Origin of the sequence: Rhizobium sp. 768_B6_N1_8 (assembly GCF_051811225.1) — a bacterium.
In the GTDB taxonomy this organism is placed as follows: Bacteria; Pseudomonadota; Alphaproteobacteria; order Rhizobiales; family Rhizobiaceae; genus Rhizobium.
This window is the reverse complement of sequence record NZ_JBPWPV010000003.1, coordinates 166,996-185,584: the sequence shown is the minus strand read 5'-3', so window position 1 is coordinate 185,584 and position 18,589 is coordinate 166,996. Positions and strand designations below refer to the sequence as shown.

Annotated in this window: 9 protein-coding genes and 2 pseudogenes; 9 read left to right on the top strand and 2 right to left on the bottom strand. The window is 59.4% G+C overall.

Going from position 1 to position 18,589, the window contains the following annotated elements:
• Positions 1–32 precede the first annotated feature (32 nt).
• From AB8B33_RS35430 to AB8B33_RS35395, 8 genes and pseudogenes are all read left to right on the top strand, one after another.
• On the top strand, positions 33–629 hold the full coding sequence (locus AB8B33_RS35430) for an invasion associated locus B family protein (RefSeq protein WP_439019057.1): 597 nt from the start codon (positions 33–35) through the stop codon (positions 627–629).
• 13 nt (positions 630–642) lie between these two features.
• On the top strand, positions 643–2,364 hold the full coding sequence (locus AB8B33_RS35425; protein WP_439019056.1) for a ShlB/FhaC/HecB family hemolysin secretion/activation protein: 1,722 nt from the start codon (positions 643–645) through the stop codon (positions 2,362–2,364).
• A gap of 13 nt (positions 2,365–2,377) precedes the next feature.
• Positions 2,378–2,845 (top strand): hypothetical protein, encoded by a 468-nt coding sequence (locus tag AB8B33_RS35420; RefSeq protein WP_439019055.1) that lies wholly within the window; start codon positions 2,378–2,380, stop codon positions 2,843–2,845.
• Positions 2,846–2,887: 42 nt separating this feature from the next.
• Positions 2,888–3,442, top strand: coding sequence for a hypothetical protein (locus AB8B33_RS35415; RefSeq protein WP_439019054.1), 555 nt, complete (start codon positions 2,888–2,890; stop codon positions 3,440–3,442).
• A 93-nt stretch (positions 3,443–3,535) separates the two neighbouring features.
• Positions 3,536–4,220: pseudogene (locus AB8B33_RS35410) on the top strand (hypothetical protein).
• 177 nt (positions 4,221–4,397) lie between these two features.
• On the top strand, positions 4,398–13,427 hold the full coding sequence (locus tag AB8B33_RS35405; RefSeq protein WP_439019053.1) for a hemagglutinin repeat-containing protein: 9,030 nt from the start codon (positions 4,398–4,400) through the stop codon (positions 13,425–13,427).
• Positions 13,428–13,433: 6 nt separating this feature from the next.
• The gene (locus AB8B33_RS35400; RefSeq protein ID WP_439019052.1) at positions 13,434–13,739 is read left to right on the top strand and encodes a hypothetical protein; all 306 of its coding nucleotides are present in this window, start codon (positions 13,434–13,436) and stop codon (positions 13,737–13,739) included.
• A gap of 286 nt (positions 13,740–14,025) precedes the next feature.
• Positions 14,026–14,293: pseudogene (locus tag AB8B33_RS35395) on the top strand (transposase); the annotation flags it as partial.
• Between the two features lie 473 nt (positions 14,294–14,766).
• Here AB8B33_RS35395 and AB8B33_RS35390 read toward each other — a convergent pair.
• Positions 14,767–15,990 carry an ATP-binding protein gene (locus tag AB8B33_RS35390; RefSeq protein ID WP_439019051.1) on the bottom strand — a complete coding sequence of 408 codons (1,224 nt, stop codon included), beginning with the start codon at positions 15,988–15,990 and terminating at the stop codon, positions 14,767–14,769.
• Between the two features lie 346 nt (positions 15,991–16,336).
• Between AB8B33_RS35390 and AB8B33_RS35385 the strand changes: the two genes are divergently transcribed.
• A complete protein-coding gene (locus AB8B33_RS35385) occupies positions 16,337–16,933 on the top strand; it encodes a mobile mystery protein B (protein WP_439019050.1) in 597 nt (198 codons plus the stop codon).
• Positions 16,934–17,111: 178 nt separating this feature from the next.
• Here the strand turns inward: AB8B33_RS35385 and AB8B33_RS35380 are convergent, their stop codons facing one another.
• On the bottom strand, positions 17,112–18,551 hold the full coding sequence (locus AB8B33_RS35380; RefSeq protein WP_439019049.1) for a M20 family metallopeptidase: 1,440 nt from the start codon (positions 18,549–18,551) through the stop codon (positions 17,112–17,114).
• Positions 18,552–18,589 lie beyond the last annotated feature (38 nt).

Genomic DNA, 18,589 nt, shown 5'->3' with positions numbered 1-18,589 from the left:
CCTCACACCTGATTGAACTCTTTGCACTTTCAATGGGACAATTTTTGAAAAGCGGCACGAGCCGCGGCATTCGGATGACCGCCCCGGTTCTGGTATCCATTGCCTCGGCCAATTCGTCTTTTGCGCAATCCCCAGTTCCTGCGGAACGGGCGCCGGCGCAAGCGGCGCCGGCGATAAAGTCGCAGAAATTCGAGGACTGGTATTATCGCTGCACGGGGTCTGGAGACGCCGAGGTCTGCGAAGTCGCCCAGGTCGCGCAAGTCGCCAAAGATGGCAAGCCCGTCAATGTCCTGACGCTGGCGATATCGGCGCCGCCGGCCGGGCCGGCCGACAAGGGCAAGTCGCGGCTGGTGCTGACCGCTCTCCTGCCGCTCAATGTCTTCCTGCCCTCCGGCCTGGCTATCAAGGCAGACGGCAAACCCGTCGCCAAGCTCGATTACCGCAATTGCAACCAGAGCGGATGCTGGGCGCAGCTGGTGCTCGATACCAAGACGGCTGCGGCGCTGAAGAAGGGCTCGTCCGCCGAAGGGCTGGTGCGGCTGATGAACGGCCAGGACGTCAATATCCGCTTCTCGTTGAAAGGGCTGAAGCCGGCCCTCGACCAACTTCAGTCCGTTCCTGCTAAGTAGCCGAATTTCACTCATGACCACAGAAATTCGATACCTCCTGGTTGCCGGCGCTGCCCTCGCGGTGGCGATCGCCCACGCCCACGCGCAAACGCCGGCCGACGACTTCAACCGCCGCCAGGAGGAGCAATCGCAGACGCAGCGGCTGGATGCCCTTCGCCGCGCGACACCGGGCGGCAGCGCAGAGACGGAAAACGGCGCTTTGCCCGCCGGCGGCGGGAATGGCGCCTGCTTCGACATCACCCGGGTCGAGATCGATGGGGCGAAGCTGCTCTCGGCGCAGGAGATCGGCAAAGTGACGGCGCCTTACGGCAATCGCTGCGTCGGCCTCTCCGAGATTAATGCGGTGCTCAGAGACGTCACGCATCTCTATATCGATCATGGTTATGTCACCTCCAGGGCCTATGTGCCGCAGCAGGATATCGCCAAGACCAGGATTCTCCGACTACTCGTCGTCGAAGGCACGCTTTCCGACATCTATCTCAACGGCCAAAAAGTCGCCGGTAACGGTTCGCTGGCGACCGCCTTTCCCGGCCTGATCGGCCGCGTAGCCAATATCCGCGATATCGAGCAGGGGCTCGACCAGATGAACCGGCTGCAGGCCAACGACGCCAAATCCGCCATGCTGCCCGGCCCCAAGGACGGAACGTCCATCCTGAACATCGAAAACCAGCCTGGCCGACCCTGGCATGTCTCCCTCGGAAACAACAATCTCGGGCAGGAGAGCACCGGTTTTTCCCGCAGCTCGGCATCGCTCGGTTTCGACGACGTGCTCGGCATCAACGATCAGTGGGCGTTCTCCTACGAGCACAGCGGCCCTGACTATCCCTGGCACGATGACGGCAGGGGATTTAGCAACAGCTATTCCGGCAGCCTCAGCGTTCCCTATGGCTACTCGACCTTTTCGCTGAACGGCTCCTGGTATCAGTATGAAAGCACCGTTGAGGGAAACTTCTCTTCGCTCGAAACCTCCGGCAATTCCGGGCAGGCCGGTTTTGGCATCGACCGGGTCGTCTTCCGCGACAAGGATTCGATCACGACCGCACGCAGCAGCCTGACCTACAAGCAGACGGACAACTTCCTGCTCGGCAATCTGATCGAGGTCGGCAGCCGCCGCTATACGGTCGGCGATCTCGGCATTTCCCATTCAAGGCGGATGTTGGGCGGGATCTGGGTGTTCGATGTCAGCTACGACAAGGGGCTCGGCCTCTTCGATGCCGTCAAGGCGGGAGAGCCCGGGGCAGGGGACGCAGATCCGCGATTTTCGAAATTCAACGCGACCGTCAGTGTGACCCAGCCGTTTGAGGTCGCCAGCCAGCAGTTCGAACTGACCTCGCTCATCAGCGGCCAATATTCCCCCGACAATCTGCTCGGCGCAGAACAAATCTCTCTCGGTAGCTACAGCAATGTCCGCGGCACGCGCGAAAGCGTGCTTTTCGGCAATAACGGCGTCTTCACGCACAACGAGTTCGTCTGGAGGACCAAGTCCAACGAAAACGGCGGCCCGGCCGCGCAGGCGTTTGGTGAACTGCGGCCCTATGTCGGCTTCGATTACGGCCACGTCTATACGCAGAAGCGGTTCGACATAGCTGGCGGCGATCTCGCCAGCTGGACCGCCGGCATCCGCACGGTCGGCGGCAGTGCCAGTGTTGACCTCGGCTATTCCGACATCGTTGCAAGCAGCCTCGACCATGTCGGCGGCGGCCTCTTTTATTTCAGCGCATCCACTCATTGGTAACGAAAGCAGAACAATGACCACCCGCAGCATTTTCACGAACAAGCCCGCCAAAACCCTTTCAACATCGACGGCGCTGATCCTTGCATTGTCCGTGGCTCTCGCCGGCTGTGCCGGCCGAGAGGCGCATCCGGTCGCTTCGACCAATCCGACCGACAGCGCCTTCGATTGCGCCGGCATCACGCGTGAATTCGAGGCGAACGAGCGGCAGATCACGTCGACGGTGAAGGAGCGGACAGATGCGCAAGGCAAGAACATCGTCCTTGGGGCGACCGGTGTGCTGCTGTTTCTGCCGGCACTGTTTTTCATGGACCCGAAATCGCCTGAGAAGGTCGAGATCGACGCGTTGCGCAACCGGAACAATGTCCTGACGAGTATCGCCAAATCGAAGGGGTGCCCGGCGCCGAAGTCCCAACTGACCGAGCTCTACAAACATCTCGACAGCAAGCCCAAGCCGGCCTCGTCGTCCGACAGCCGAAACTGAGTTCTGCAGACCAATCGAACTGAAAAAATCCTGGAGTTGTATATGCGTATCGTGCGTTTTCTGACCCTTCTCCTGCTGGCGGCGACGTTGGCGTCCTGCGTTACCACGAGAACAGACCCACGGCTGATCGCCGCCCTTCAGCAGACGTCCGTGCACGAGATCCGGATCGAGCTGGCTCCGGACGTCAAGACATTCGGTTTCGGCGACAAGCCGGACCAGCAGGTCCAAGAGGCGGTTCACACCCTTCAGACTGCGATGACGAAGGAACTGATGGGCGTGCCGGGCGGCCCCAACCGGGGCAGGCTGGTCGTCACGCTGCATGTGTTTGACGTCACCACCAAGCAGGCCCGGATCATCGGTGGCCATGACAGCATGATCGATGGGACCGTCCGGCTGGAGGACGCCAAGACAGGACAATTGATCGCCGAAGCGCAAAACATCCATGGTGAAGATCTCTCCATGCGCGGAAGCGGCTACGGCGTGATCGTCGCAGTCGCCATCAACGCGGCGACGACAGCAGGAGATCCCGACATCATGGCGCAGCGACTGTCCAAGTCCTTCACCCGCAACGTGAAGACCTGGCTCACCCAGAAATAAGGCCTGCGCTGAGCACTCATATTGTCGAAGGGATGGCGACAGGGCCTCGCCACGGTTTGAACCCTCTGTCCCAATCGAGACGAGAAATTTCGTATGCCCAAAAGAGCTTTTGCGGCTGCGGGATTGAGCATCATAGCCGGGCTGCTGGCGTCGTGCGGCGGGACAACGGATCCTGCCATAGTCGCCAGCGAAAGAGTGGCAAAATCTACCGAGATCCTCAACAAAAGGAAACAGAAAGGCGCGCTGATCCTTGTACGCTTTCTTTATCCCGGCTTGTTCGGTCCCGTCCGAAGCAACGGTCAGATTCGTCTTCGCAAGCTCATCGACGGCGAACCTGACAAGGTGGCCGCTTCTGAAGATGTCTACAGCGGTTTCAAATGGCTTCTGCCCGAGCAAAGCAAGCCGACGGACATAAGTGGCAATCTCCTCAACCCTGTCCGCAACGCGAAGGAGTACGAACGCGTCTTCGATCCGATCGCGCCTGGCACTTATGTCGTGACCTACGCTTCCTGCCAAATATCTCGCCGAACGGAACCACAACGCTTGAGGCAGGCGGCGACCATGACGGCCTGCTCAGCTATATCAGCGCACTGGAAGGTGCGAGCACGATCACCATTGGCGGGGCCAGATTGTCGACGCCGGCTATTTCCGCGTCCAGAGGACGAAATCTCACCCCGTCGTGGTCGGTCAAGAAGCAAGCGCGGCCGAACGCGAGGTCATGAGGGAAGTGCTTTCGAGAGCCTATTCCTCCATCACGTTCAAGAAGTTCGGGGAATAAGCAAGCTGGAGATCTGATGGACGCGCCAAATCGCGTCCATTTTGTTCGGATTGCATTTACCTCAAGCACAGGCGGAAGTTGACGGTGACCAATGGTTATGGTCTCGGTCATTTTGAACAATTACAACTGCAGCGAGATTTTATCCGCTGCGCGGCTTCGGGCGGCGGATAACACACGATGGGCAATAGACTAGGCAAATCGACGGTGACAACACATCACGTTGCCGGTGCCGATAGAAGATCCGTTCGCAGGTTCGCGCATTTTGCCCGCCAATCGCTTGCTCTCCTGCTGAGCAGCCTGCTCATGCTTCAGCCGATGCTTGCCAATGCCCAGTCGGTCTCGGCGAGCAGCACGGCTGCTGGCGCAAACCAGCCAGGCGTCGGCACGGCGCCGAACGGCGTGCCGCTCATCGACATCGTCACGCCGAACAGCCAGGGCCTGTCGCACAACAAATACGACAATTTCAACGTCGGCATGCCGGGCCTCATCCTCAACAATTTCAAGGGTGAGATCGGCAACTCCAATCTCGGCGGCGTCACGCCCGGCAATCCCAATCTCAACACATCCGGTCCGGCCACGGTCATTCTCAACGAAGTCACCAGCGGCAACCGCTCGGCGTTGAACGGGCCGACCGAGGTGTTCGGCGGACGCGCCGACGTGATAATCGCCAACCCGAACGGCATCACCTGTGACGGCTGCGGCTTCATCAACACGCCGCATGCGACGCTGACCACCGGCGTCCCCAATGTCGGCGGAGACGGCACGCTGAAGGGATTCACGGTCAACGGCGGCGATGTGACGATCGGACCGAATGGCGGCAATTTTGCCGCCAGGCCTGGCGCAGTCGACCTCTTCGACATCGTCTCGCGCGCCGTCACCGTCAATGGTCCGGTCTACGGCAAGGACCTTCGCGTCACGGCCGGCCGCAATCAGTTCGATTATGCCACCGGCAACGCCACCCCACTTGCGGCCACGTCTGGCACGCCGGAATATGCGATCGACGGTTCGGCGCTCGGCGCCATGCAGGCCGGTCGCATCAAGATGGTGGTGACCGAGCGGGGCGCAGGCGTGCGCATGCGCGGCGACATGGCCGCCAATGCCGGCGAGCTGTCGCTGTCGGCCGACGGCAAGATCTCGCTCGGCAACGTCTCCGGCCAGCAGGGCGTCTCGATCTCCTCGAAGGCGAAGGTGACGGCCGCCAAGATCACTTCGAAGGCAAAGGTCGCCGTACAGGCGGATCAGGGTATCGCCGTCGATACCGTCGCTGCCGATGACGACATCCTGCTTTCGAGCGGCAGTGGCCTGTTGAGTGTCGGCGGCGAGGTGAATGGTGCTGCCAATGTCCTAATGTCGTCGGCTGCCGGTATCGCGGCCGGCGGTGCTGTGGCCGGCAATGCACTCACTCTAGCGGCCTCCTCTGGTGACATCGCGGTCGCAGGGGCGGGAAAGAGCATCGGCACTCTCACCCTCATTGCCACGTCGGGCGCGATCTCGGCTGCCTCGCTTGTCAGCAGCGACGATATCGCACTTACGGCGGGCGCCGATATCGGCATTTCCAGCGATATTCTAGCGCAGGGCAACGTCACCGCTTCGGGCCGCTCGATCTCGGCTGGATCCGTCGTCTCCGGCCTCGACGCCGCCGCCACCAATGCGGCGACAAACGGCAGTACGATTCTCGGTAGCGCCGGCGACATCCGGCTTGTTGCCGGCGGTGGCGCGATCGATATCGCTGGGCTCCTGTCTGCCGGCGATACTTCTGTCACGGCGGCTGCGCTGACGGCCGATTCCGTGACCGCGCACGGCGCCATCATCATCGACGCCGCCGCTGACGTCAGCGGCCAGATCCTCAGCGCCGGCCACGTGTCGATCAGCGGTAGTGCGATTTCGGCCGAGGCGATTGTTTCTGGACTCGACTTCGCCGCCACGGCGGCTTCGCCGGGCGGCGCTGCCGTCGTCGGCCCGTCGGGCGATCTGACGCTGGATGCAGGCGTCAACGGAAGCGTCGATGTCGACACGCTCATTGCCGCAGGCGCTTTTCTCGTCGATGCCCGCCGTTTCCAGGCAAACAATATAAGCGGTCACGGAAAGGTTTCCATCAACGCGGATACCTCGATCGGCGGCCAGCTCCTTGCCGCGGGCGACGTTTTGATCACGGGGCCGGCGATACGGGCCGGAGGCATCGCCTCCGGCGTCGATTTCGCCGCTACTGCCCAGTCGGCCAATGGTAGCCTTGTGCTGCAACAGGCCGGCAGTACGAGCCTTGTCGCCACAAGCGGGTCGATCATCATCGACTCCGCGCTGATGAGCAGCGGCAATCTCTCGGCCGATGCGAGCCAGAACATCGCCTATAGCAAGCTCCAGAGCCTCAGCAGCGCCGATCTCGCCGCCTCTGGCCAGATCAGCTACGGCAATCCCACCAGCACCGTCGGCAACCTGACGCTCACCACCACCAATATCGACCTGTCCAACGGCGGGGCCGGCAACATCGCCGCGGGCGGCACGCTGACGCTCAACGCCGATAGCGCCAACCTCAGCAACAACAGCATCACCCTCGGGGGCCTCGCCCTCAATCTGACCGGTGCGGCCGATCTAAGCGGCACCAGGATCAATGCGGTCACTAATGCCGGCGGTTCGGGCGACATCACCGTCAAAGCTTCCGGCCTCTCCACGTCGTACAGTACCGCACTGCTCGCCACAAACGACCTGGCGCTGACATTACCGGCGCTGACCAATGCCGGGCAATTGGTCGCCGGTAACGATCTGACACTCAATGTTGCCGGCGATGTCACCAACAGCACCACGGGCCTTGCCTATGCCGGTAACGATGCCGGCCTCTTCGTCGGCGGCGTGCTCACCAATGATCAGGGCGCAATCATAGCCGGCCATGACCTCGAAATTGCCGGCGCCGCGTCCGGCCAGAGAAACACGGGAGTGACCAATATTTCCGGCCTGATGCAGGCCGGAAACGACACGTCGATCCTGACGGCCAATCTGACCAATAGGCGGGCCGCCACACCGCAATGGACGACGGGGACCCTTGTTTCCTCGGGCGTCGTCAGCGGCTTCACGCTCAATTCCGTCGCCGCCGGCCTGCCGTTCGGCTATCTCGAGACGCGCGATCAGAACATGTACCAGCTCTATGCTGGTGTCGATCCGGCGTTGTGGCAGGACTATGAACCGCTGCTCTGGTCGAAAGCGACGCTTGCGGATGGCACGGTCTACCATGCCTGGACGTGGATATCGGGCAACGGACCGACGAAGGTTCAGCCGATCTTCGACTGGATCATGGACCGCGTTCCAAAGGACGCGAACGGCAATCCTGTTGTTGATCCCAACAACCCGTCGCGATACTTCATCATCGACGAGGTGAACTCCGGCGGCTCGGACACCAGCACTACCTATACGTGGGATTGGTCGTCCCATCTCAGCCAGTCGGTCTACGAGGACCGGTTGGTGGGGTCACTCAGTCCGGAAGCGACGATCTGGTCGAGCCGCAACCTCACCATCGACGCCACGAATCTGACCAATTCCTTCAGCTCGATCGAGGCCGGCGGCAATGCTTCCCTGCGAGGTTCGACACTCACCAATACCGGCGTCACCCTCTTTCGCACGACGACGACGACCTGCAGTGCGCAGGGCGCCTGTACAGCCTATGACGCCAACGGCAATGCCAATCCCTCGAAAAATATCGCCAACGGCTCGTCGATCGTCAGCTCGGTCCAGGCGATCGGCGGTGTATCGGCCAACATCAAGGCGGGCGGCGCCCTCTCTGTGAATTTCGGCAGCGTCAGCAACACGTCCGCAGCCGGCTCGATGGCCGGCGGCGCCAGTGTGGCGGCGGCAGGAACTCCCGGTAATCCGCTCTCGGCGCTGTCAGGCCTGACCGCCGGCGGTGCACTGTTCAACGTCAATGCCGGCCTCGGCGGAGGTAACCCGCTTACCGGCCTCGGCAACATCGCCGAACGTATCCGGGTCGACGGCGCAGCCCTTGAGGCCGCCGCCAAACCGCAATCGGGCGGCGTCGGCGGGAACATACCCCATCAGATATTCCTGTTCGAAACCCGCGGTGACTTCCTCGATGTCAGCAAATTCTACGGCTCCGGCTATTTCATGGACCGCATCGGCTACATGCCGGAGACGACGGTTCCGTTTTTGGGTGACGCCTATTTCGAGAACCAGCTGATCGACACGCAGTTGCGGCAGCTCGTCGGCGAAGGGCTGGGCAGAAGCACCTTCCTCGCCGGTAGTGACGCCATCGAACAGATGAAGACGCTCCTCGAAAAAGGTGCCGACTATGCAAAGGATCACGGCTTGGCCGTCGGCCAAGGCCTCACGCCTGAGCAGGCGGCCGCACTGACCGAGTCGATCGTCCTCTATCAGTGGCAGACTGTCAACGGCGTGCAGGTGCTCGCGCCCGTCGTTTATGTTGCCGCCGCCGACCGGCAGAAGATGACCGGTGCCGGCGCCGCCATGGCGGGCGGCTCGGTCGACATGAATGTCGGCAATCTCGAAAATACCGGCCTCATCGCGTCGGCTGGCGGCCTTGCTGTCTCCGGCAGCTCCATCCAGGGCAGCGGCACGTTCCTGTCGCGCGGCGATACGGCGCTCAATGCCACCAACGGCATCACGCTGGCGGCCCAGACGATGACGATCGGCGGCCAGAACGTCGTCAATACCAATGCAGGCGTCATGGCAGGAGGCGCTCTCCAGCTCGCCGGCGGTAGTGGCGATCTGGGGCTGAAGGGCGTCAAGGTCAATGCCGGCGGCTCAGCCCAACTCTCCGGCACCAACGTCGTGCTTGGATCAGTCAAAGCCGACAATTCAGGCCAGCAAAATGCAACCGCCACGCAGGTCAACGCCAGCGGCAATCTCGCCATTACCGCCGCCAACAATGTCGACGTCATCGGCTCGTCGGCGAAGGCGGGCGGCGACCTCTCGGTCAAGGCAACGAATGGCGCGGTCAACGTCGTCTCGACCGACGTGGTGCGCAAGACCGACGATGGCTATACGAAGGTCACGGGCACGGACCAGCAGGGTTCGCAGCTTTCCGCTGGTGGAAATATGCTGATGAACGGCAACCAGGGCATCCTGCTGTCGGGCTCGCAGCTTTCGGCGACCGCCGATGTGGGGCTGACTTCGGACGGCGGCGACATCAATATCTCGACGTCGCAGAGCCAGACGGACGCCACTTTCGGCAAGGGTAGATCGTCTTCCGTCAGCCATACCGGCTCCGAGATTAAAGCGGGCGGCGACATCGTTGCCAAATCCGGCAACGACCTCAACATCATCGGCAGCGGCCTGACAGCCGGGGGCGCAGTCGGCCTGCAGGCAACGGGCGACGTGACGGTGGCCGAGGCGACGGATTCGGCGACCCGCGACACCAGAGGCAGCACGAAGTCGGGCGGGTTCCTCGGCTCGAGGGAGACTACTTCCAGCCATCTCGAAACTACAACGGCCGTCGGCTCGGCTATTAACGGGAAGGACGGGGTCGCGATTGCCTCGGGCGGGGACACGATCGTGTCGGCTTCGAAGGTGACGGCCGGCGACGAGGATCATGAAGCCGACCTCGCCATCCAGGCAGGCGGCAATCTCATCGTTACCTCGGGCAAGGATACTGAGACCGCCCATGACACCGCCAAGCGTTCGGGATTCCTGTCCAAGGGCAGCAGCACATACGATGCCTACAATGAAGAGACGGTCGGCTCGCAGCTGAACGCCAGCGGCGACGTCAATCTCGACGCCGGCAAAGCGGTTATCATTGCCGGCTCGAAGATCGGTGCCGACGGGTCGATCAACGTCGCGGCCGACAGCGTTTCGATCGTCGGGGGGCAGGAGACGCATGAAGCCGAACGCCAGAGCAAGAAATCCGGAATTGGCGTCGGTTCCGGCGGCGGTTTCTTATCGATTTATGGCAACCATGAGAAAAACGGCGCGCAATCATCGACGTTCAATGTCGGCTCGGCACTTTCAGCCGGTGAAGACGTCACTCTCACTGCTCGCAAGACTGATCTGAACATCATGGGGTCCTCGGTCGAGGCCGAGAACGATATCAACCTGTCGGCCGCACGCGACGTCAATGTGACGCCAGGTGGGGAGAGCTTCTCCGAATCGAAAGAGGACAAGAAGTCCGGCTTCGGGCTGTCCTTCTCCGCCGGAAATGGCGGCTTCTCAGTCGGTATCGGTGCGCAGACGACCAAGGACAGCTCGGCGCAGCAATCCGACACCAATGGAGTGGCGATGCTGACGGCCGGTCACGACCTGAACATCTCCGCAGGAAACAACGTTAATCTGCAGGCGGTTCAGGCCTCGGCCGAACGGGACGTCAATCTCATTGCCGGCAATGATATCAATCTCCTCTCGGCTCAGGATCGGACAAATTACGAGGAGGTGCACGAAAAGACTTTCGCCGGTGTGACGCTCTCCGTCACCAGCCAGCTAGGAAGCGCTGCCCAGAGTATCATGAATTCGGCAGAGCGCCTGTCGGATTCGGGCGGCGTCAACGCTCTGACGAACACGGCGATCGCCGGCCTCGGTTTCTATCAAGCCTACAAGGACCTCCAAGGCGTCTATGACGGTTTGACCAGTAAGGACCCCAAGATCGGAACCGGGCTTTCCTTCGGGATCGGCATCAGCGCCGGTATCAGCCATCAGGAAAGCAGTTCCGTATCTTCCTCCGCAACACCTGTCGTTACAAGTATCAGGGCCGGCAGTTCCATTTCTTTGGAGGCCGAAAACGGCTCCATCACCAGCGATGGCGCGCAGATCGCGGCAGGCTACGACAAATACGGCCTGCCAGATCTCTCTGGCGATCCGGTAGCCGGAGACATTTTCCTGTCGGCCAAGAATGGCGACATCAATCTCAATTCCGCCATCGGCACATCGGACTCGACTGATTCGAATAGTTCCTGGAGTGCTGGCATCGGCGTCAAATTCGGCTGTACGACGAAGAACGGCTGTGGCGGCTCCAGCTTCGGCGTCAGTGGCTCCTATGGCAAGGGCGGCTCAGACACGACCGCGGTTACCCACACCAACACACATCTCAACGGCACCGGTAATGTCAATATCGTCACCAATGACCTGACATTGAAGGGGGCGACCGTTGCCGGCAACTCGGTCACCGTCGACGCGCGCTCGCTGACGATCGAAAGCCAGGTGGACACCGCCAAGGCCAATGCCGATCAACTCAATCTCTCTGGCCAGATCGGCTTCGGCGCTTCCGGGCTATCTGGCGCGACGCAGAAGGCCAGCGGAAATGCAGCTGTCGTCTCCGAACAGTCCGGCATCCATGCCGGCACCGGCGGCCTCGACATCGATGTCAGCGGCCAGACCTCGCTGGTTGGAGGTCTTATCACCAGCGAAGCGAATGCCGATCGGAACAGCCTCTCGAGCGGCACTTTGACTGTCACGGATGTCGATACGCATTCCAAGTGGAAAGCCGAGACCTATGGCGGCTCGATCGGCGCCGGCGGACTGTCCATCGCACCGCCGATCCAGGTCGGCGAGAGCGAAACGGGCAAGGCCTATTCGGCCATCGGCGCCAACATCGGCATCACTATCACCGATCCGGAGCATCAGAGCCAGGATATCGGAACGATCCGCCGCGATACGGAAAACACCAACACATCACTGCCTGGCCTACCGGACCTCCAGAACATCCTGCGTGATCAGTACAAGACGCAGGCCGACCTGCAGGCGGCTCAAAAGACGATGGCGACTTTGGTCGGCGATATTGCTTCCGAATTGTACAAGCAGGCGACCACTGAGGCCGAACGCGACTTTTGGTCTGAAGGTGGGCAGGGCCGAGCGCTGCTGCATGCCATCGGTGGAGGAATCCTCGGCGGTGTTAACGGTTGGGAAGGAGCACTTAAAAGTGCTTTGGGTGGCGCGGCGACGACCTTAATGGCTCCGGCCATTAGAGAGCTCGTCAAGGGCATGCTCAAGGGTACCAAATATGAAGGAACGCCGGAAGGCGACGCACTCGCTAAGCTGATCGGCGCGACCCTTGCGGCTGGCGTTGGCGGAGCTGTGGGTGGCGGTGAAGGCGCTGCCTACGGTGCAGCTAACTATCAGTTCAACTATCTCTATCACGATGAGAAGGCAGCTAAGCTGAAGGCTGAAAGTAGCCTTGCTGCGTGTAAGGCAAAACCAGAATCCTGCACTCAAGCGGAGAAGACGAATCTCCAGGCAGAGATCAATCGATACGAAGCTCTGGATGAATTGAGTGACGCGTACGTAGAGTATGCTTGCACATACGGTGGTCGCCTGATGTGCCTCAGTGCATTGCAGGACACTTACAAAGCCGCCCTCAGCTATGAAGCTGGTCATGCGGGCTATGCCGATCAGGATGCATATAACGCGTATCTTCTTCAGCAGGGCATTGATCCCAATCAGATGGCTGCGGAAGCCTGGGAGATCTACGCACTACGTCAATCGCTAAGTGACACCATTGGCCAGCGCGACGCCCAAGACCTGCAGATCACGCTGAATGGTCTCGGCTTGGGGGCGGGCATTGGGGTTGGTGCTACAGCGATCTATCTGTCGCCGAGCGCATTTTCGGCCGCGATAGCATGCGCACGCAGCAGCGTCTGCTTCTATGAAATGGGTGTGATGCTGGCGGACGCTGCGGCCGGTGAAGCTATCGGCGGAGCCAGCTTCGGTGTCAGTCTTGCGGTCGCGTCCGGGCAACTCGTCCTTCGCAAGGGTGATCAGATCATCGGCGTAATCGATCAGGCGACCGGGCGCCCCATTCAACTCACCGAGGATGGTCTTCAGGCACTGCGCGCGAAGCTCCCACCGGTGGGAGGGGAACTCACTGGGACCCGCACAGCGATACCGCCTCGTTCCGATGCAGCAACGAGACGCTCGCTGATAAGAGAGAACGAGAGCGCGGAGCTATTGGCGCAAAACGGATTTAAAGTTGAACAAAACCCAGTCATCGCCGGTCCTAAAGAACCAGATTACCGAATTAACGGAGAGATATTTGACAACTATGCGCCCTCTACCAGCAATGCTCGGAATATAGCATCTGAAATTGCGAGAAAAATAACGAACGGCCAAACGGAAAGGGTTGTCGTCAATCTGGCTGACAGTTCTGTATCACCCGCTGCACTGGAAGCTCAACTAACTGCCTACGCGATCCCAGGGCTTAAACAGGCTATCATCATTGACCGTTCAGGTGGCTTTAAGATTATAAAATTCGGGGAGTAGCGTGATATGGCAATCGATCTTTTTTGTTATGTGGCCGAGCCGTGTGAAGTTGCGAAGCACGTTGTTACTCAGCTTTTGCTACGGCACCCCGGACTGTTTGAATCCCGGTTCTTGATTTCTAAGGTCGATGCCACGAACGAAATTGAGAATGAAATTGCCGGCGAGTATGGCTTTGCCGCCCGCAGCATCTTTTTGGTCAGCCTCAATGACAAGAGTTATGCAGATATTTTACCCGCGGTGGAGGACGTGGTGAAGTATGCATTCGGTTCGGGCAAAGTACTCATATTGTTCAATAATGAAATCTTGCGCTAGAGACAATAAACGCGACGCGTGCCGCCTCGTTTATAGATTAGATAGGAACTGCGGTGGGTCCGTGTTCTCGCACCAGTACGGGGATTTCGACGGCCGCTTGATATTACTGCGGTAGTTGGGTTCAAAGACAGACACCGGATATGTCCGGTCATAATCTCATATGCGTGCAGCATACGCAGATTGGTTAGGCTGCCGTTCGCTCCCGCATTAGTAATCATTTCGGCGGCCATCGCCTATAGCAACCCTGAATAGCCCCGAGATTTGTAGACGCCTTCTTCATGAGCAAATCGACAGTGAAGACTTTAAGCGTGACGCAGTGCGCCAGGTAACGGAGCGAGGCTATCCGGTTGCGGAGGTTTCGCAGCGTCTCGGCGTCAGCCAGCATTCGCTTTACGAAAGGAGGAAGAAGTTTGCTGCGTCGAACTCCAAGGGCAACGACGAGGCCGAGGAGATCAGACGGCTGAAGAAGGAACTGGCTCGCGTCACCGAGGAGCGAGACATCCTAAAAAAGCGGCCGCGTATTTCGCCAGGGATGCAAAGTGAAGTACGCGTTCAGGTAGGGGATCAGACCTTTTCGTGGTTGGGGCCGTAGCGCACTTTTCGAGCCAAACTTCGGTGGCTTGCCTTCCGAAGCCATTGGAAAAGAAGTAGCGTGACTAAAACTGCAGCGAAGCGCTCACGAAAAATAGATCCCACGTCGTCGTGTCGGCTGTGCTATTTCGTTTCCAATCTGCGGGCGACTGACTTCCAATTGTCATGCCCCATAGTTCCAATCGTCAGAGAATCGGAAACAGGCATGTACGAGAGGCTCATCAAGCATCGGGTGGTGGAAGCCCTTTCAGACACCCCGGTGGTCCTGATCGTGGGACCACGCCGGGCGGTCTGCTAAACCTTAAAGGTAGCCAAACGCTTCTTCTGACATAAGAGTGGCTGCCAAATTGCGCCTATAAATTACAATTTATAGTTGCAAATCGCATAAGTTTCATGGATGTTTCGAGTCTGGAGACTGAAGAGAAATTCCCACGCGCTAACGCCACAACGCCGAAATTGGTACGGCGGACAGGCGTTCCCCGAACGGGACCACCTTGTCATGGTCGTACAGGACAATGCCTGAAACAAACCGCTCCCCACATGCTTCGGCCAACATTCGCAATCCGGTAAAATCGGAAGTTGAGACGGATGCTGCCGCTTTTATCTCGATACCGACGACCCTCCCTCTTCTGTCTTCGATGACAATATCGACTTCGTTCTGCTGCTTGTCACGAAAGTGCGAAAACTCAAAGCGGGTTTGTCCGCTGCTTGCGAGTTTAAGGATCTCGCCAAAAACGAAAGTCTCCAGCAGCGCTCCGAACGCCCCCCTGTCATCCCGGAGTCTCTCGAGAGAGAGGTCACGAAGGGAGGCGAGAAGACCAGAATCGAGGAAATGTATTTTGGGGGTCTTGGTCAGGCGCTTCAGTTTGTTGGAAAACCAGGGTTGGATCGTTCTGGCGAGGAATAGGCTCTCGAATATGCCAACGTATTTTTGCGTTGTGATGTGGTTCATCCCGATGACGGAGCCAATTCCGGAATAGTTCACGAGTTGTCCCGAATGTTCTGCTAGAATGCGTAGCAGACGCGGCATCTGCGCGATCTGCTCGATTTGCGCAACATCGCGAACGTCGCGTTGAACGATCGCTTGGATATAATCCGCATACCAGTCCTGTCTGCGGTTTAAGTTTTTGCGACCTAGTGCCTCGGGATACCCACCTGCCAGAACTGCAGCCATCAGGTCGCCGCCGATGATTGGTTCTCCGGCTTTAGCTTCGTTTCGGAAGGCGTCGACCAAAAAGCTTCCAGCGGCCGTTCGAATTTCGCTTTGAGCGAGCGGCAGCAATCGGACGACTTCCATGCGCCCTGCGAGCGAGTCTGCCACGCGTGGCAGCGTCATGAGATTGGCTGAGCCGGTCAGGAGGAAACGCCCTGGACGCTCGTCGGTATCCACGCTTTCCTTGATCGCCAACAACAGCTCGGGAGCGCGCTGAATTTCGTCGAGAATGGCGCGATCCATTCCTCTTACAAAGCCAACTGGATCCCGTCGCGCGGCGTTGAGCGTCGTCGCATTGTCCAGCGTGTAATACTCCATCCCCTCGTTGGCCATCTTCTTGGCCAGCGTCGTTTTTCCGGATTGGCGAGGACCCACGATCAGCACGACCCGCGTATCTAACATGGCGTTGGCAATGCGTTGCTCAACGAGCCTTGGATACAGCGGCATAGCTTCATTCCTTTGATGACCGTTTGAAACTATGATAATGACCGATTGAAAGTCAAGGAATGACCAATTGAAATCAACATGGCGACTGATTGAAACCTGAGCCCAATAAAGGTGGCACGTCAGGTTGCGGCACGAGGGCGGCGAGAGGCCACGTGGGCACTGCTGAACCTTCGCTGATTGGTCACCGGAACCGATCTAGCTGATCCTCACGGAGGGATATCCCCAGAGCGAAGCGAAAGCAAATTGTGCATATCTTTCTCACGCCGCCAAGCCGGCCAGCTTCTAACAACCGGAGGGAATGCAGATCTTGCGATAAACTCTCCGAGCGCGACCTCTGGAACGAGACATGACGGACCTGTTTCAGGAGCCTGAGGACGCAGCACCCCTTGAACCGCAAGAGCGAGAGGGACTGCTTCAGACATGGATCACGCACCGCCGTGATCTCAACGAGGCGGAGCAGGAAAACATCGTCGAGGGTGCGGCCTGGGCGCGCGGTCGCCGGCGCGTATCGCTTGAGCGAATGCTCAGCGAGGACTTCATGCGAACACTGCACAAGCGGATGTTTGGCGACGTCTGGGAATGGGCCGGCACCTTCCGAACGACGGAGCGCAACATCGGCGTCCAAGCCTACTGTATCGGAGTGGAGCTCGCGAGCGTGTTAAGAGACGTCGGCTATTGGGTTGAACATGAGACATTTCCGTCGGACGAGATAGCGATCAGGTTCCACCATCGCCTGGTCGCAATACACCCCTTTCCAAACGGAAATGGTCGTCACGCTCGCTTGGCAGCTGACCTTCTGGTCGAACGTCTTGGCGGCGAGCGTTTCAGTTGGGGCGGTGGAACGCTCGCCGACGTTGGTGAATTGCGCACTCGCTACGTTACAGTCCTTCGCGCAGCCGACAACCATGATATCGCGCCGCTGCTAGAATTCGCGCGCACCTGAGAGGCGGCGCCGTTCGCCTTGAACGGATGTGAACCTGAAATCTCGAGACAAGAAAAGGAAATCATTGAATTTCTGGTGTTTTCAACCTCCACCCAGGGTACTGTGTCATTAGTTAGCACATGTGCTTTGAAAGCCGATCATAGAGCCAACGTCAAATGTATCTTGGACCAATTATGACTCACGGCTTTGCCGGTTTGATGTGATGTGGAATTGGGCAGACATATGCCCTTCCCTCGGCTTTCTCGGCCCATTCGTGTTTCGCCGCAGCCAGTAGCTCAGATGATTCAATCAGAGATAGCCCCGTCGCGGCCAGCGTCTTGGCGGCGTGTGCCATCGCCTTGTGAGCCGCAGGGCTCTTGCCTTGTGCAACAACCTGCCATGTGTGCGGATTGGTGCCGATCGCCCAGGCCGGCGTCCAACATTGCGCCGTCGGCACAACCCAGCTGACATCGCCGACATCGGTCGAACCTGCGCGAAAATGCGACTGCCTTTCGAAATCCCTGAGGCCGAGATGCAGCGGGGTGGAGCCATCGACCCTGGCGTTGGAAAAGGCATCGCCCTTGATCTGGTAAAGCCGGATGCTGCTCTTGATCGCCTCGTCGGTAAACGTGTCCTGGATCGACTGGGCAAAAGCGATATCGGCCTCGTCGAAACGGATCGGGCCAAGCAAAACCATGTTTTCATGCATGGCCGTCTCAAGGGCGATATTGGGCAGGAGATTGGTCGCTGCCGTATCGAAGACGATCTCGACCTCGGTCTCGGTCATCATCGCGGCACCGCGTGCCACCTTGTGGACACGTTCGACGAGATCCAATGCCTGCGGCATTTCCGGTGCGCGGATCAAGTAAAGCACTTCCGCCTTTGCCTGAACCACATTCGCAGCCTTGCCGCCGGCATCGGTGATCGCATAATGGACCCGGCAATCCTGCGGCATGTGCTCACGCAGGAAATTGACCCCGACATTCATCAGTTCGACGGCATCCAGCGCCGAACGGCCGAGATGAGCAGCATTCGACGCATGCGCCGCCATACCCTTGAAACGGTAATAGTATTCGATGACCGCGAGATTGTTCGTAGAGCGGACGCCGTTGAAGGGGGCCGGATGCCAGGTGAGCGCGGTATCGACATCATCGAAAAGGCCGGCGCGCACCATGAAGGTCTTGCCGGAACCACCCTCTTCTCCGGGGCAACCATAATAACGCACGGTGCCGCGGAGACCGTTTTCCTTCAGGTGCTGCGCCAATGCGATTGCCGCCATCAGGGATCCGACGCCGAGAAGATTATGGCCGCAACCATGGCCCGTGCCATCCTCGTCAAGCGGCTGGGCCTTTGCGAGGCCCGCGACCTGGCTCATGCCGGCCAGCGCATCGAACTCGCCGAGAAAGGCAACCACCGGCTTGCCTGAGCCGATCTCGCCGATGAATGCCGTTTCCATCTCGGCAACGCCGCGGCACACCGAGAAGCCGTTTGCCTCCAGAACCTCGGCCAGAACCGCCGAAGAGCGCTGCTCCTCGAACTTCAACTCGGCGAAATCCCATATCCTGTCGCTCAGCCGGGCAAAGTCGGGCTTCATCTCTTCGATCCGGGCGGCAATCGCCTTCACGGCGTCGTGGCTCATGGCATTTCCTCAAATGAAGCCCTGAAACGGGCACAGGT

Coding starts and splice junctions, on each gene's coding strand:
- AB8B33_RS35430 (WP_439019057.1), top strand. CDS start 33: ATGGGACAATTTTTGAAAAGCGGCACGAGCCGCGGCATTCGGATGACC.
- AB8B33_RS35425 (WP_439019056.1), top strand. CDS start 643: ATGACCACAGAAATTCGATACCTCCTGGTTGCCGGCGCTGCCCTCGCG.
- AB8B33_RS35420 (WP_439019055.1), top strand. CDS start 2,378: ATGACCACCCGCAGCATTTTCACGAACAAGCCCGCCAAAACCCTTTCA.
- AB8B33_RS35415 (WP_439019054.1), top strand. CDS start 2,888: ATGCGTATCGTGCGTTTTCTGACCCTTCTCCTGCTGGCGGCGACGTTG.
- AB8B33_RS35405 (WP_439019053.1), top strand. CDS start 4,398: ATGGGCAATAGACTAGGCAAATCGACGGTGACAACACATCACGTTGCC.
- AB8B33_RS35400 (WP_439019052.1), top strand. CDS start 13,434: ATGGCAATCGATCTTTTTTGTTATGTGGCCGAGCCGTGTGAAGTTGCG.
- AB8B33_RS35390 (WP_439019051.1), bottom strand. CDS start 15,990: ATGCCGCTGTATCCAAGGCTCGTTGAGCAACGCATTGCCAACGCCATG.
- AB8B33_RS35385 (WP_439019050.1), top strand. CDS start 16,337: ATGACGGACCTGTTTCAGGAGCCTGAGGACGCAGCACCCCTTGAACCG.
- AB8B33_RS35380 (WP_439019049.1), bottom strand. CDS start 18,551: ATGAGCCACGACGCCGTGAAGGCGATTGCCGCCCGGATCGAAGAGATG.